We start from the raw sequence: 15,844 nt of genomic DNA on the forward strand, positions 1-15,844 counted from the left end.
GTGTAACAGTTGGGAAAGTTCATAGCTGGAAAGTTTGTACAATATGCCATCGTCATTTTTTTGATGCTCACGCTGAATTTTCTTCTTCCGCGCTTGATGCCAGGCAATCCCTTGGTTTTCCTAGCAGGTGAAGATGTTGGGTTTATGTCGAGCAGTGAGAAAGAGGCAATATTGGATGAACACGGGTTGAATGATCCGATTCTTGTTCAATATGGAACGTATATTAAGAACATCGCTACTGGAAATTTTGGCTTCTCTTATCAGCAAAAAAGACCTATCTCAGACCTTTTGATGGAACGACTGCCATGGACATTGTTGCTTACCGGGCTAGGGCTGGTAATTTCAACGGTCATCGGAGTTATGTTCGGGGCAATTTCGGCTTGGAAACGCGGTACAAAGACCGATGCTAACCTGCTCACGGTGTTTATGTTCCTGAGTGCCATGCCCTCCTTTTGGGTAGGTATGATTCTGGTTTCTATTTTTTCTGCTCAGCTTGGATTATTTCCGGTGTTTGGAGCTGAGAGTGCCTGGTCAAATCTAACTGGTATTGATCGATTTATCGATATTATGAAGCACTTAGCATTACCCTTAACGACGCTAGTATTGATTTCGGTAACCAGCACATTTATGATTATGCGCTATTCAATGTTAAGTGTATTGGGTGAAGATTATATCATGATGGCAAAAGCAAAAGGGGTTAAAGAGAAAGTCATTAAATATAAGCATGCCATGAGAAATGCGTTATTGCCTGTAGCTACAGTCTTTATGCTTAGTTTAGGGTTTATGCTGGGCGGAGCTACCGTGATCGAAACGGTATTTGCTTATCCTGGTGTAGGCAGATTGATGTTTGAATCTGTACTAAGCAGGGACTACCCTTTGATTCAAGCCACTTTCTTAATTATCACCTTTAGTGTGGTCCTTGCAAACTTATTTGCTGATTTGATTTATCCTATCTTGGACCCGAAAGTGGGTAAAAATAATGGATAAACAAAAATTAAAAAATTATTGGTCCGTTCTCTCATCAAACAACTTAGGGATGCTAGGTGTTGGGATCTTATTGATGTTCTTGCTTATCGCCTTGCTGGCACCTCTTATAGCACCCTATGATCCGAGTGTCAGGGTGGGAGGCCCCTTTATAAAACCAAATGGTGACTTTCTTCTCGGAACTAATGATGTAGGTCAGGATATCTTCAGTGAATTGATTTATGGTACAAGAGTCTCCTTGCTAATTGGTATTGTTGCGGCTTTAATTTCCATTGTCATTGGCTGCCTAGTAGGAGTCATAGCAGGATATTACGGAGGGAAAATAGATTCGATGTTAATGAGGTTCGTTGATTTGATCCTTGTAATTCCATTCCTGCCCCTTATGATATTATTAGCCGCTTTCATCGGGCCAAGCTTTTGGAATATCATCCTGGTCATAAGTTTGATCTCATGGGCGAGTCCGGCCCGTGTAATACGATCACAGGTGCTATCGTTAAAAACAAAAGGATACGTGGAGGCCGCCAAATCGATTGGTACCAATATTAGGGTCATTCTGACAAAACATATCTTACCAGGGGTAATCCCCATTGCTTTGTCCCAGTTTGTACTGGCAGCAAGTCATTCGATATTAATAGAAGCTTCATTGAGTTTCCTTGGATTAGGAGACCCATTTACAAAGAGCTGGGGCACCATTTTATACTATGCACAAGCAAGAGGTGCTTTCTTAACGGACGCGTGGGTATGGTGGATACTTCCTCCTGGGCTTCTGATCACTACGCTGGTTATAGGGTTTGCATTCACGGGGTATTCCTTGGAAGAAATCCTTAACCCTCGATTAAGAAAGGAGCGGTGATAAATGAATTCCTTACTCACAGTGGAGAATCTGTCAACTTACTTCAAAACAGATAAAGGAATAGCAAAAGCAGTGGAAAACGTTTCTTTCTCGGTAAAAGAAGGAGAAATGCTGGGGATTATCGGTGAATCAGGATGCGGAAAAACGACAGTTGCACAGTCTATTCTACGTTTGATTGAATATCCTGGGAAAGTGGTTTCTGGAGAAGTTCAATTAAACGGAAAAAACATTATGAAACTCTCTGATTCTGAACTTACTGATTTAAGGTGGAAGGAACTTTCTGTTATTCCTCAAAGCGCGATGAATGCTCTTAATCCAGTCTATACCGTGGGAGAACAAATAATGGAAGCTATCTTCCTACATGAAGATGTAAGTAAAAAAGAAGCGGAAATCAGAGTCAAAAAATTGTTAGAGTTGGTTGGTATAGATGGAGAACGTTGGAAAAGCTACCCGCATGAGTTTAGCGGAGGGATGAAACAACGTGTTGCAATTGCCATGGCGCTTGCATGCAACCCTAAGCTGGTCATTTCTGACGAATCAACAACAGGTTTGGATGTTTTGACTCAGGCTCAAGTCATTGCCCTGATAAAAGACTTGCAAAGAAAATTAAATCTTTCTGTCATTTTGATTTCCCATGACCTTCCAATGGTAACAGCAATATGTGACAGAATCGTTATCATGTACGCAGGAAAGATTGTAGAATGGGCTTCTACTGAAGATATAATTAACGATGCAAGACACCCTTATTCTTCAGCTCTTTTGAAAGCTACACCAGACCTGGCAAACCCTGAAAGGGAAGTAATCTCCATTCCAGGAAGCGTTCCAAACTTAGTGAACCCTCCCAGAGGCTGCAGGTTTGAAACTAGATGCCCATTTGCAATGGAAAGATGTAAAACAGACACTCCTGAACTAAGAGAAGTTAAACCAGGCCATTTTACTGCTTGCTTCCTAGAAGAAAAGGGGGAGAATAAAATTGGATAAAACAGTATTATTCAGTATCAAAAACCTACAGAAAACATTTGTGAAAAAAACTGGACCGATTTTTAAGCGGGTGAGGAAAGAAGTCTATGCTGTCAATGACATTAATTTAGATATAAAGCGCGGGGAAATATTAGGGATCATAGGTGAAAGTGGATGCGGGAAAACAACGACCGCAAGGATGGTAATGAGATTAATGAAAGAAAGTGCAGGAAAGATTGAATTCGACGGAGAAAACTTATGTAAATTAAATGATGCTCAAACGAACAAAGTACGGAAAAAGATGCAAATGATTTTTCAGGATCCTTACGATACATTAAACCCAGGGATGCGAATATTAGATATTTTAATGGAGCCATTAAATGCACATGAAAAGCACCTATCTCATCCAGAGAAATTAAAGAAAGTAAAAGAAGCGATAGAATCAATAGAATTAAGGCCAGCAGAAGATTTTATGTATCGGTATCCTCATCAATTAAGCGGTGGTCAGAGACAACGGATTGCCATAGCAAGAGCAGTGATCTTAAAACCATTATTTATTGCGGCGGATGAACCAACTTCAATGTTGGATGTTTCTGTAAGGGCAGGGATTTTAAATTTATTATTAGACTTAAGAAAGAAAATGGGCTTGACAATGATGTTCATTACCCATGATTTAACGACTGCAAGCTATATGTGCGACAGGATAGCAGTGATGTACCAAGGAAAGGTAGTGGAAATCGGGCCAACTAAGAAGATTATCCAATCACCATCTCATCCCTACACTAAAGCATTAGTTTCTGTGGTAAAAGATTTGAATTATTTTATTGAACATCGTGACCAGATCATCCTGGACGGAGAAGTCGATGCTACTCAAGAGTTGAAAGGTTGTCCTTTTGTTCACCGATGTCCTCACCAAGAAACTAAATGTCATGATATGGAGCCTCAACTAGAAACCCTTGGTAAGAATCATGAAGTTTCTTGTCATTGTCATGAGGAGTTATTAGAGAAAACATCTTAGTGGAGAAGGGAGTAATCAGCTTTGGAAGGGAAGAAAACTAAAATTGCAGTAAACGGAGGAATTGGATTCGGTGCCAAGCTGACTTCCAAACAGTTAATGGTCATTGCGAATCGCATAGGGGATGTCGAGTTGGAATTAACCACGTTCCAACAAATTTACTTGGAAGTATCAGAAGATGAAGTGGATGAAACCATCCAGGAATTTCAAGCAGCTGGGTTAAAATGTTACCCGGTAGGCAATGTGGTTAAAAGCCTGCGCACTTGTAATTTTTGTAAGGGTGAACTCGAAGAAGGAATGCCTGTTGCGAAGGAAATCAATGAGCGAACTGCGGGAAAAGAAGTGCCCTTTACTGTAAAGATGGCTTATACTGGTTGTCCCGTAGGATGTGGAGAGCCTCTAGTAAATGATATCGGTATTATGAAAATAAGGGATAAATATAATCTATATATAGGAGGGAAATCCAAAGGTAAGGACGCTGAGGCAGGTACTCTGCTTTTCGAGAATTTGGAACCAGAAGCACTCTATCTTTATATCGATCGTTTTCTTGCCAAGTATCAGGAATTGGGAAGAAAACGTGAAGGCGTTGCAAAGTTCATAAAGAGGATTGGATTTGATGAAATAAAGCAATCGATTAAATAGTCTAAATATTTGTCATACAGCTTGAAATCATGTAATTTGAATATGATGGAAAGCACTTTCATTGTTTTAACCAAATCGTTTGAAAGGGGTTGCGAAATGTCATCTAATCCAGAAAATATTATTGAGATGGATTCTTGTTGTGCAACGGATGGTGATCGAAAGAGCCATCATTCAGATAAAGTAAAAAATAACCTTGTAACAAGACTGAATAGGATAGAAGGTCAAATTAGAGGAATCAAAGGACTCATAGAACGTGATACGTATTGTGATGATGTTATAACACAAATATCGGCCACGCAATCTGCACTAAATAGTGTAGCGAAAATATTACTTGAGGGTCACATGAAATCCTGTGTCTTAGAACGCATTCAAGCTGGAGACAACGAAGTACTTGATGAAGTATTGGTAACCATTCAAAAATTAATGAAGAAATAAGGAGAGGGTCGAGATGGAAAAAGTAACGCTGCAAGTAGAAGGTATGTCATGTGGTCACTGTGTGAAAGCCATAGAAGAAAGTGTAGGGAAATTAAATGGAGTTCAACATGTGAAAGTATATCTTGATTCAGGTACAGTCGACGTTGAATATCAATTCTCTAATGTTTCTATTGATACGATCAAAGAAACTATTGATGATCAAGGATACGATATTCAGGAATAAACAAAAGAAAACGTGCCATTATGTGCACGATTTCTTTTGGAAATAAATATACCCCATATAGGTATAAGGAGGTCTGCTAATGACTGATAATTCTAAAGAATTCAATATGCAAATAACGGGAATGACTTGTGCGGCATGTGCTAGAAGAATAGAAAAAGGACTGACCAAACTGGAAGGTGTTAAGAATGCCACGGTCAATTTGGCATTGGAAAAAGCTACAGTTGCATTTGATTCTAAGAATGTGAATGAAAGTATAATACAAGAAAAGATAAAGGATCTGGGGTTTGATCTGGTAACAGAGAAAGTTGAAATAAGTATATCCGGTATGACTTGTGCGGCCTGTTCAACAAGAATTGAAAAAGGATTGAATAAATTAGACGGGGTTTTTAAAGCAACAGTTAATTTGGCTTTGGAAACGGCTACTGTTGAATATAATCCATCCACTCTCACAGTAAACGATCTCATGAAAAAAATAGAAAAGCTAGGATATGGAGCTAGAGAGAACATCGATACAAATCAACAAGCTGCAGTAGATCATCGACTGAAAGAAATAGAGAACCAAAAAGGAAAATTTGTTTTCTCTACCATTCTTTCTATGCCATTATTATGGGCGATGGTGAGTCATTTTGAGTTCACTTCTTTTATCTATTTACCGGAAATGTTTATGAATCCTTGGGTTCAATTTGCTTTAGCGACGCCTGTTCAATTCATAATAGGGAAACAGTTTTATGTAGGTGCCTATAAAGCATTGAAAAATAAGAGTGCAAACATGGACGTATTGGTAGCGCTAGGAACTTCAGCTGCTTATTTCTATAGTATATACTTATCCATTCAATCGATAGGAAGTACTGAACATATGGTCAGTTTATACTTTGAAACAAGTGCAGTATTAATTACGTTGATCATTCTCGGAAAGCTCTTTGAAGTGAAGGCCAAAGGCAGATCTTCAGAAGCAATAAAAAAACTAATGGGTTTACAAGCGAAAACCGCCACTGTACTTCGTAAAGGAGAAGAGCTCGAGTTGCCGTTAGAAGAGGTTCTTGTAGAAGATATCGTCTACATAAAACCAGGAGAAAAGATCCCGGTCGATGGGGTGGTCATCGAAGGGAAATCAGCTATTGATGAGTCCATGCTGACTGGGGAAAGTGTTCCGATAGATAAATCAGAAGGCGACGAGGTTATTGGCTCCACGTTAAATAAGAATGGTTTTTTGAAAGTGAGGGCTACAAAAGTAGGAAAGGATACTGCCCTGGCTCAAATTATTAAAGTTGTGGAGCAAGCACAAGGATCTAAAGCTCCTATACAACGTCTTGCCGATAAAATATCCGGGGTTTTCGTACCTGTGGTAGTGGTGATAGCGATTATTACGTTTTTCACCTGGTATATATGGGCTACACCTGGTAACTTTGCTGAATCTTTAGAAAAAATGATTGCTGTTCTTGTTATTGCTTGTCCATGTGCATTGGGATTAGCTACTCCTACATCAATCATGGCTGGGTCTGGACGTGCAGCAGAGCACGGCATCTTATTTAAGGGCGGAGAGCATCTTGAGACGACTTATAGAATTTCAACAGTAGTTTTAGATAAAACGGGAACGGTTACCAACGGAAACCCTGTTCTGACAGATGTGATCACTCATCAAGATATTGACGAAACTGAATTCCTAACCTTAGTAGGAGCGGCAGAGAAACTATCTGAACATCCTTTGGCTATATCCATTGTCGAAGGAATAAGGGGAAAAGGGATTAATCTTGATGCAAACGTTGAGTTTGAAGCGGTTCCTGGGTTTGGTGTGATAGCCAAGGTTGATTCTAACAATGTTCTCATTGGCACGATTAAATTAATGAACAAAGAAGGAGTGTCAATTGGAGGAAAGGTGTTGCAGATCAAAAATCAGCTTGAGCAAGCAGGAAAAACTGCTATGCTCGTTGCCATCAATGGTCAATATGCTGGATTAGTTGCAGTGGCAGATACCATTAAGAATACATCTAAAGAAGCTATTGAACGATTAAAAGATATGGGGTTAGAAGTCATTATGATGACTGGAGACAACCGGCAAACTGCGAATGCTATTGCCAAGGAAGCGGGTATCAGTCAAGTCATTGCGGAAGTATTGCCTGAAGGGAAGGCAGAAGAGGTCATAAAGCTACAAAAGAAAGGGAAGAAGGTAGCTATGGTAGGAGATGGGATCAATGATGCCCCGGCCCTTGCTGTAGCTGATATCGGAATGGCAATCGGAACAGGTACAGATGTAGCGATGGAAGCAGCTGATATCACACTAATACGTGGTGATTTAAATAGTATCACAGATGCCATTAGAATGAGCCAAAAAACAATTATAAATATTAAACAAAACCTTTTCTGGGCGTTCGCTTATAACACATTGGGAATACCTATTGCAGCCCTCGGCTTTCTCGCTCCCTGGCTTGCTGGAGCGGCGATGGCCTTCAGTTCAGTTTCAGTTGTACTTAATGCTTTACGTTTACAAAGAGTGAAATTATAGGAGGGATAGAAGATGAAAAAGTGGGCTGTATCTGCACTTGTATATCTATTGCTAATAGTTGGAGGTTATACTGTGTATTCACAAGTGTTTCAGTCGGATGAAAAGGCTTCAAACGAAAAATCTGAAAGCCATAATAGCCATGAAACCGCTGAACCTGCCGATACTCACGGTGAACATGAAGAAACATCAACTGAATCAGACAGCCATGACGAACACGGTGAAGGTGTGGAGGGAAGCGAAGTCAATGTCGATGTAGTTGCAGAAAATAATTCAATCTCCATCATGGTGAAAGATACAGATGGCAATCCTGTAGACGAATTAGATATCAATCACGAAAAATTACTTCATCTAATTATTGTAGGATCTGATATGGAAAAATACAAACACTTGCATCCAGAAAAAACTTCAGAAGGAACATTCAAGGTAAACCACGATTTAGTAGATGGAAGCTATAAAGCATTTGTCGATATCAAGCCAACCAACAAGAGTTATCATGTTGAAGCCATTTCTTTTAACATAGGTGAGCAAGATGCAGATAGCCATCACGCTAAATTGATTGAAAGTGAAAAGCTTTCTGTGGAAAGCGGTTCTCATCAAGTAACAATAAACCCCAGTACCCTGAAAAGCGGTGAGGAAGTGGAGTTGCACTTTGATTTGAACGGGGAAGTACCCGAGCAATACTTGGGAGCCCTTGGCCATGTGGTTATCTTGGATGCACATGCCGAGGAATATCTTCATGTTCATCCATTAGAAGGCGAAGATCCTATCTTTGCAACAAGTTTTGCTGAACCAGGACTTTATAAAGTTTGGGCAGAATTTAAATTTGACGGGGAAGTATTCGTGTTTCCGTATGTAGTGAATGTGAACTGAGGAACCTCCAAAAATTAAGAAGGAATGAAGTTAAGATGGATTGGTTTACGTATCTTTGTAATGACATCATAGACAAAATATTAAGGACAATAAACTCTTTACTGCTGTATTCAGTATTGCAATCAATGTTTTTATCAGTATTATAGGTGTTTTACCAACTTTTTTAAAACACCAAAATGAATATAACTCTGATTGGACTGGAAACAGGAATCGTAGTATCAATCCTGTGTGAATCTTATTTTTTTATTCTTTTCATCTTGAAATTCAAATAGCCCAGGACCATTACTGTAGTAGCCACCATTAAAATCAAACTTCCCTGCGATGCTTTAATTACATTCACAACAATCATTGCTTCCATTAAAAGAGCTGGAATTTTCCCAATGGTGCTGATTATCGAAAACGCCACAATGTGAGTGTTGCTGAAAGCTGCAGCCACGGTTACCACACTCGAAGGAATAAATGGTACAATTCTAAATGCAAACAACAGGAATATCCATTCATTAGTATTGTACTGGCAAATATGATATAAAGCCCTGTAGGTTATTAAAGAATACTACAGGGCTTTATATATTTATCAGTAAGCACACTTATCATTCCGGCTGGTTATTTGCTTCAGGGTCTGGAGTAAAATTTGGTGTGAAACCTTTGTATTTCACCATATTGACCATTCCAGCACTTGCATGATGAAGATCGTGACAATGGAATAGCCAGTTTCCGGGGTTATCTGCCTTAAATGCCACTACGTATTCATCTCCGGGCTTTAAATTTATTGTATCTTTCCAAATGGGTGAACCTTCTATTGGTTTACCGTTTTTACTCAATACTTGAAAAAAGTGTCCGTGTAGATGCATGGGGTGGTCATCACTTTTCGAATTGTTCGTCAATGTAACTTTTACAAGGTCGTTTTCATTTACCTTGATATTTTCTGTATTAGGAAATGTTTTATCATTGATTGTATAGGCCATTCCTTCGTGGTTCATTGCGGTATTCAAATCCATTGTATATTCGACATCATATTGTTGATCAAGGCTGAACTTAGTCTCCTCAGGTTCCCCGTACGATGTAAAGTTAAATTCCGGCAATTTTTGAGCTTGATTTGACTTATCTACGCTGGTCTCTGCACCTTCATATTTTATTAGAGTCTTCATTCCTTTTGTGCCTTCCATTTCACCATGACATTCGAGGAACCACTCACCAGGATTGTCTGCAGTGAATTCGATATCATAGCGTTCACCTGGAGCGATGGAGACAACTTCGTCTTTAAGTTTCTGTGGATTCGTTATTTCCTGACCGTCAATTGCGACTACTTTATAATCATGTCCATGTAAATGTATCTTGTGGGACATAAAGCCAACGTTCACAAGGCGAAGTCGAACCTTTTCTCCTTCCTTGACTTTGAATGGTTCTATTGCTTCCCCACTTTTACCGTTTATGGAGAATACATCGTACTCACTCATATCATGACCCATAGAATTTCCCTCATCGTTCTCCATTTTTTCAGAGTCTTCGTTCTGACTCCCTTCTGAATTCATTTTTTCATGGTCCATGCCTTCCATCTCATCCATACCCGAGTTCTTTTCTTCGCTTATCCATTCATCGAGCATGAGCGTATAATCTCTGTCATAGCTGACTTCCTTTGGCTCGACAATTAAAGATCCATATAGCCCTTTATCCATTTGTTCGACTGCATTTTGATGAGTATGGTACATATAGGTACCTGCATCTTCAGGAGTGAATTCATATTGGAAAGTTTCTCCGGGTTGAACGGCATTCTGAGTAACCCCTGGGATACCATCCATGTCATTAGGAACAGTAATTCCATGCCAGTGAATAGTAACTGGGACATTTAATTCATTCTTTAAATTAATTTTTACTTTTTCCCCTTGTTTGACTCGAAGTTGTGAACCTGGAACTGATCCGTTAAAGGTTAATGCGTTAACGCTGGTTGTAGGAGTTAGTTGATGGATTCCTTCTTTTGCAGTGATTGTAAATTCGTTACCTGTCAATGTTTCTGTATCGACTGTTTTTACTCCATCTGATTGATCGTCAGAATTTGTTGAACTTTGTTTGGCGTTATCATTGGAACCACTATGGTCCATACTGCCCAAGTCGTTTTCTTGTGAAGAGCAGGCAGCTAACACGATTGTGAAAAATAGGAAAAAACTAAATAAAATTAACCTTTTCATCTCGTTACCTCCATAAAAGTTATAACTTTAGGTTAATGAAAATAAATGCAAAACTTATGAAATTAGATGTATGTTAAAAAAAGTTCACAATTATATAAAAAAGTGTCTCATTTCATATTTTCTCCTTATTTATCAGATAAACTATCCTATTAAAAGGAGGTATGTTTTACAGTGGAGGACATAAACACGATAGACCGTATAGCAATAGAAGTTGGACCCTTTACTGTTTACTGGTACGGAGTAATTATAGGGTTAGGTATACTGATAGGGTTCTTGCTGGTTACTAAAGAGTCCAGAAAGACAGGTCTGGACCAAGACGTATTTCCGGATCTTTTGATTTGGGCTATTCCTACTTCCATTCTTTTTGCAAGAATCTATTATGTTAGTTTTGAATGGGAATACTATAAAGAAAATCCATTGAATATTATTGCTGTCTGGGAAGGCGGAATAGCCATTCATGGTGCGTTGATTGGGGCGGTATTAACCACAATTATTTACTGTTATAAAAAAGGCATATCTTTTTGGAAAGTCGCCGATATTGCTGCACCGAGTTTGATCTTGGCTCAATCTATTGGACGGTGGGGTAATTTCATCAATCAGGAGGCTCATGGAACTCAAGTGAGCAGGGAGTTTCTAGAATCAATGTTCCTGCCTGACTTTATAGTCGATCAGATGTTCATCGAGGGTAATTATTATCATCCGACATTTCTTTATGAATCAATGTGGAATTTGTTGGGTTTTGTTGTATTGATCACTATTAGAAGAAAGTTCACAAAATTAAAGCAGGGAGATGTGTTCCTCACTTACCTGATTTGGTATTCCACGGGCAGATTTTTTGTTGAAGGAATGAGGACAGACAGTCTAATGCTTACAGACAGTATTCGAGTCGCTCAATTGATTTCGTTGCTCATTATTGGCATAGCTATTTTTCTGATGAATTACCGTAGAAAGAAGTATAGACTTGAATCCTATCTTCACAACTACCGGAGGCACTAATGATTTGCATGTTCAACGGATGTGCAGCATTGAAATTTTGTGATGCACGTGCTTCTGAAAGTGAAAATGCTAAAGTATGCAGTCAGTATCAGGTGCATACCAATGGCAGCATAATTACAATTATTAAACTTATTATGAAGCATAACAGTCATGCAATTTGACTGTTATGCTTTTTTGTTAATAGTAAAGGTATGGATTTTCATGAATTCTGCATATTTTTGGGGCATTACTAATTGAAAGATTGTTTATGAAGGAGGAATATTTGGATGAATCATCAAAATTCACATGATCATCATCAGCACCGAGAGTCTCACGGAGAACCAGGGATGAAAAGTGAACATGTACACGGGGAGCAGGAAGATCATGCTTCTCATCATGCCCATATGGTTGATGACTTTAAACGAAGGTTCTATATTTCGCTCATCATCACTATTCCTATACTGATTTTCTCACCTATGATTCAGGAATTCTTAGGGATAGATTTAAGATTTACTGGCGATATGTATATTTTATTCGGTCTTGCTACGTTTATATTCTTTTATGGTGGATGGCCATTTCTTGAAGGGTCCTGGAAAGAGTTAAAGCGAAAAGAACCGGGAATGATGACACTGATTGCTTTGGCCATAACCGTAGCCTATGTCTATAGTTCGCTTACGGTATTTGGTCTTTCCGGAAAAAACTTCTTCTGGGAGTTGGCAACGTTGATTGACATCATGCTCCTTGGCCACTGGATTGAAATGAAATCGGTCATGGGTGCTTCACGTGCATTGGAGGAGTTAGTGAAGTTAATGCCGTCAGAGGCTCACCTCGTCGATGAAGAAGGAAATGTAAAAGATGTTCCGACTTCAGAATTGAAACAGGGGAACAAGGTTCTGATTAAGCCAGGGGAAAAAGTACCGGTCGATGGAACGATCATTAAAGGAGAATCCACACTTGATGAGTCAATGTTAACAGGGGAATCAGTGCCTGTTGAAAAATTCAAGGAAGATCAAGTCATTGGCGGTTCAATCAATGGTGAAGGCTCTTTGACAGTTTCAGTGGAGAAAACAGGGGAAGACAGTTATCTCTCACAGGTCGTGACGATGGTGAAAGAAGCACAGGAATCAAAGTCAAGAACACAAGACTTATCAAACCGTGCAGCTAAATGGTTGTTTTATATAGCTCTTTTAGCGGGCATCATTACAATGGCAGTGTGGCTGTTAATAGGGGAAAGTTTTGTTTACGCATTGGAAAGAATGGTAACAGTCATGGTTATTGCCTGTCCGCACGCATTGGGGCTGGCTGCTCCACTCGTAGTCGCAAGATCGACGGCTATTGCTGCGAAGAGGGGGCTGTTAATTCGAGATCGTGCTAGCTTTGAAGGGGCAAGAATCCTTGATGCAATTGTATTCGACAAAACTGGAACGTTGACAGAAGGTAAGTTTGGTATCACTGATATACAATTGGTTGAAAGTTCGGAAGAAGAAGTTATAAGGCTCGCTGCCTCATTGGAAGCCCAGTCAGAGCACCCAATTGCAAGAGGAATTTTCGAGGAAGCTGAAAAACGTTCAATTAAGTTATCAGAACCGGAAAACTTCCAATCCATTACAGGTAAGGGCCTTAAAGGGACCATTAATGGCAAGAGCGTAATGGTGGTCAGTCCTGGTTATATGGCTGAAGAGAAGATTTCCTATGATAAAGATATTTATGAAAAACTATCCGGTGAAGGGAAAACTGTAGTGTTTGTACTTGTTGAGGGAGAATTAACTGCCATGATTGCTCTGGCGGATAAGGTGAGGGACAGCTCGAAGGAAGCCATGAAACGGTTAAAAGAACTTAACATCCGTGCAATGATGCTGACAGGAGACAACAAGCAGGTGGCCAACTGGGTGGCGAATAGCTTAGATCTTGATGAGGTTTATGCAGAAGTGTTGCCTCACCAAAAAGCTGATAAGATCAAGGAGGTGAAAAAAGAAGGTCTGAGAGTAGCAATGACAGGTGACGGTGTAAATGATGCACCGGCTCTTGCAAACGCCGACCTTGGTATAGCGGTGGGAGCAGGTACTGATGTGGCAATGGAAACAGCGGATGTTATTTTGGTAAAGAGTAATCCGAATGATGTTGTGTCCATTATTTCATTATCGAAAGCAACGTATCGGAAGATGATTCAAAACTTATGGTGGGCTGCCGGCTATAACATTGTAGCCATTCCGCTGGCAGCTGGAGTACTGTACAATGCAGGAATTGTACTGAGTCCGGCAATTGGAGCGGTACTAATGTCACTCAGTACCGTGATAGTAGCTATTAATGCACGTTTATTGAAAGTTTAAGGTTTTTTTGAGTAACGCGCAGGTGACTCACTTGAGGAACACTCTAAGAAATTTAACAGCATAGATCACAATATAGTAAAAGAGCATCTCTTTCGATGCTCTTTTACTATATATGCATTTGAAAATGAAATTTACATATATCATATACTTTCTCATGAGAATTTCTTTTTAATTGTTGGTTTACAAACTCCAATACGTGAGCGTATCAAAAACTCCAAGGATAACTAAGGCTACCCCAGAAAACTTCTGAACCAAGGAACCTACCTTTCTGCTTTTCTTAATCAACGATCCATCAAGTTCCAAAAAGCTAATCATGAATAGAATAATTAAAAGTGGAATAGATGTAGCGATTCCAAACAATGACGGTAGTATAAAGCCTGAAGGAGAAGAAATGGCAACTGGCATTAGGGTTACAAAGAATAAAATAAACATAGTTGGACAAAAAGCAACTGAAAAACTGATTCCCATCCAAAGCGATCCCCATTTCCCCTCTTTAAATGTAATTGGAATCCAACTTGATAGTTTATTAATGAAACGCAACTTGAAGAAGCCTAATAAAAATAAACCAATAAAAATAATCATGGGACCTATAACCTTCCGGAATGCAGAGAAAAAAATAGTGCTATTAGATCTGAAATCATTTCCAATCCACCAAAATAATAGACCAAGCAAAGAGAATGCAATGACTTTTCCGGCTATGAAAAAAAGTACTTCTGTCCACTTCATTTTAGACTGGATACTGCTGGTTCCATAAATCGTAATAGCGCTGATATTTGTAGTGAGCTGACAGGGCGCGAGTGAACCGATTAAACCTAAGATTAATGCAACTAAAATAGGAAAATCCATTAAACTGTCCACCATATTATAAAACGGGAGACTTAATGTATTACTGATTCTAGTTAATATTTCATACATACTTACACAACCTTACTCATTATTTTCACTCAGGTTTTCCACTGTCCATAATTTCAGTCCAGTTCTTGCCGTCGTCAGACGTACGGTAGATATCATTTTTGTATGTTACTATCGTCATTTCTGACTGATTCTTTGGATTTTGTGCTATGAACATGATAGGATTATCGTTATTTATTGAAGGTAACGGTAATTCTACTTCTTCAAGTGATTCCAAGTTAAATTGAATCAATCTGATACTATCTTCTCCTAAACTCGAATATACCCCGGTTTTATCGTTTAATAATACACTAGTAACCGGTGTTCCTTGCCTTATTGGTGAAAAGGTATCACCCCCGTCTTCAGAGAAAAAGATCCCTTCCTGACTATTTATAGCCAACAGATTTTTTTTATCAGGGTGGGCGGCAAGTCCAATTAACTTAGCAGGATCGATTCCTGACATTTTTCTCTTGTTCCAGTTTTTCCCTTCATCGCTTGAAGAATAAAGGCCTGTTTCCAATGTAGAATTAGGTTCTTGGTTTATGACAAACAACTGACCGGATTCATATCCTGCAGAAAGATAATGAAAGTCAGTTTCCCCATAGAATGCCAGCTTGTCTATAGATTTCCCTTGATCAGTACTCTTAATGATTCCCAATGGGTTCTTCAAGTCAGAACCATTCTCAGGATGCCCGCTGGAATAAAACCCGCCTTTATATGGAGAGAATCCCATGTAATCATGTTTATTGCGATTAGCCTCTGTCCATTTGTTCTCATCATATTTATAGAGTCCGTTGTGAGTGGCTATAAAAAAAACATCGTCATTATTTGGATATCCTGCACCATGTAGGTGTTCGACATTTTCTGATTCTGGACTTACGAACTTATATTCTTGTGCTGTGGAGGAACATCCGGTTATTAGTAATCCAGATCCAATTAATATACCAATTGCTTTATTAAGTTTCATATAATTTTCT

At 39.2% G+C, this 15,844-nt stretch carries 15 protein-coding genes; 11 read left to right on the plus strand and 4 right to left on the minus strand.

The annotated features are described in order from the left end of the window. Positions 1-9: 9 nt before the first annotated feature. The 9 genes from KYJ26_RS04950 (at position 10) to KYJ26_RS04990 (ending at position 8,485) form a co-directional block, all read left to right on the plus strand. Positions 10-987 carry an ABC transporter permease gene (locus KYJ26_RS04950; protein WP_159362687.1) on the plus strand — a complete coding sequence of 326 codons (978 nt, stop codon included), beginning with the start codon at positions 10-12 and terminating at the stop codon, positions 985-987. Continuing rightward, positions 980-1,837, plus strand: coding sequence for an ABC transporter permease (locus KYJ26_RS04955; protein ID WP_159362686.1), 858 nt, complete (start codon positions 980-982; stop codon positions 1,835-1,837). The genes KYJ26_RS04950 and KYJ26_RS04955 overlap by 8 nt, the downstream gene beginning before the upstream one ends. 3 nt (positions 1,838-1,840) lie before the next feature. Continuing rightward, positions 1,841-2,818: an ABC transporter ATP-binding protein gene (locus KYJ26_RS04960; RefSeq protein ID WP_159362685.1), complete on the plus strand. Its 978-nt coding sequence runs from the start codon at positions 1,841-1,843 to the stop codon at positions 2,816-2,818. Continuing rightward, positions 2,811-3,815, plus strand: coding sequence for an ABC transporter ATP-binding protein (locus KYJ26_RS04965; protein ID WP_198257871.1), 1,005 nt, complete (start codon positions 2,811-2,813; stop codon positions 3,813-3,815). The genes KYJ26_RS04960 and KYJ26_RS04965 overlap by 8 nt, the downstream gene beginning before the upstream one ends. 21 nt (positions 3,816-3,836) lie before the next feature. After that, positions 3,837-4,454 (plus strand): nitrite/sulfite reductase domain-containing protein, encoded by a 618-nt coding sequence (locus tag KYJ26_RS04970; protein ID WP_232353719.1) that lies wholly within the window; start codon positions 3,837-3,839, stop codon positions 4,452-4,454. A gap of 96 nt (positions 4,455-4,550) precedes the next feature. Then, the gene (locus KYJ26_RS04975) at positions 4,551-4,889 is read left to right on the plus strand and encodes a metal-sensitive transcriptional regulator (protein ID WP_159362683.1); all 339 of its coding nucleotides are present in this window, start codon (positions 4,551-4,553) and stop codon (positions 4,887-4,889) included. A gap of 13 nt (positions 4,890-4,902) precedes the next feature. Further along, positions 4,903-5,112, plus strand: coding sequence for a copper chaperone CopZ (gene copZ / locus KYJ26_RS04980; RefSeq protein ID WP_198257870.1), 210 nt, complete (start codon positions 4,903-4,905; stop codon positions 5,110-5,112). Positions 5,113-5,191: 79 nt separating this feature from the next. After that, on the plus strand, positions 5,192-7,615 hold the full coding sequence (locus KYJ26_RS04985) for a heavy metal translocating P-type ATPase (RefSeq protein WP_198257869.1): 2,424 nt from the start codon (positions 5,192-5,194) through the stop codon (positions 7,613-7,615). A gap of 12 nt (positions 7,616-7,627) precedes the next feature. Beyond that, entirely contained in the window at positions 7,628-8,485 is an 858-nt protein-coding gene (locus tag KYJ26_RS04990; RefSeq protein ID WP_198257868.1) for a hypothetical protein, read from the plus strand. A gap of 235 nt (positions 8,486-8,720) precedes the next feature. Here the strand turns inward: KYJ26_RS04990 and KYJ26_RS04995 are convergent, their stop codons facing one another. Together KYJ26_RS04995 and KYJ26_RS05000 are read right to left on the minus strand one after the other, a co-directional pair. After that, a complete protein-coding gene (locus KYJ26_RS04995; RefSeq protein WP_198257867.1) occupies positions 8,721-8,969 on the minus strand; it encodes a TVP38/TMEM64 family protein in 249 nt (82 codons plus the stop codon). Positions 8,970-9,075: 106 nt separating this feature from the next. Continuing rightward, positions 9,076-10,671 carry a multicopper oxidase family protein gene (locus tag KYJ26_RS05000; protein ID WP_198257866.1) on the minus strand — a complete coding sequence of 532 codons (1,596 nt, stop codon included), beginning with the start codon at positions 10,669-10,671 and terminating at the stop codon, positions 9,076-9,078. Between the two features lie 171 nt (positions 10,672-10,842). Here KYJ26_RS05000 and lgt point away from each other — a divergent pair, with 171 nt between their 5' ends. After that, the gene (gene lgt, locus KYJ26_RS05005) at positions 10,843-11,667 is read left to right on the plus strand and encodes a prolipoprotein diacylglyceryl transferase (protein WP_198257865.1); all 825 of its coding nucleotides are present in this window, start codon (positions 10,843-10,845) and stop codon (positions 11,665-11,667) included. A 266-nt stretch (positions 11,668-11,933) separates the two neighbouring features. After that, positions 11,934-13,976 carry a heavy metal translocating P-type ATPase gene (locus KYJ26_RS05010; protein WP_198257864.1) on the plus strand — a complete coding sequence of 681 codons (2,043 nt, stop codon included), beginning with the start codon at positions 11,934-11,936 and terminating at the stop codon, positions 13,974-13,976. A gap of 180 nt (positions 13,977-14,156) precedes the next feature. Here KYJ26_RS05010 and KYJ26_RS05015 read toward each other — a convergent pair whose 3' ends face one another. Both KYJ26_RS05015 and KYJ26_RS05020 read right to left on the minus strand, forming a co-directional pair. Next, positions 14,157-14,822, minus strand: a complete 666-nt coding sequence (locus KYJ26_RS05015; protein WP_307513623.1) for an urease accessory protein UreH domain-containing protein — start codon at positions 14,820-14,822, stop codon at positions 14,157-14,159. A gap of 94 nt (positions 14,823-14,916) precedes the next feature. Continuing rightward, a complete protein-coding gene (locus KYJ26_RS05020; protein ID WP_198257862.1) occupies positions 14,917-15,834 on the minus strand; it encodes a F510_1955 family glycosylhydrolase in 918 nt (305 codons plus the stop codon). Positions 15,835-15,844: the final 10 nt, after the last annotated feature.

The sequence above is a fragment of the Rossellomorea orangium genome (genome assembly GCF_019334305.1).
In the GTDB taxonomy this organism is placed as follows: domain Bacteria; phylum Bacillota; class Bacilli; order Bacillales; family Bacillaceae_B; genus Rossellomorea.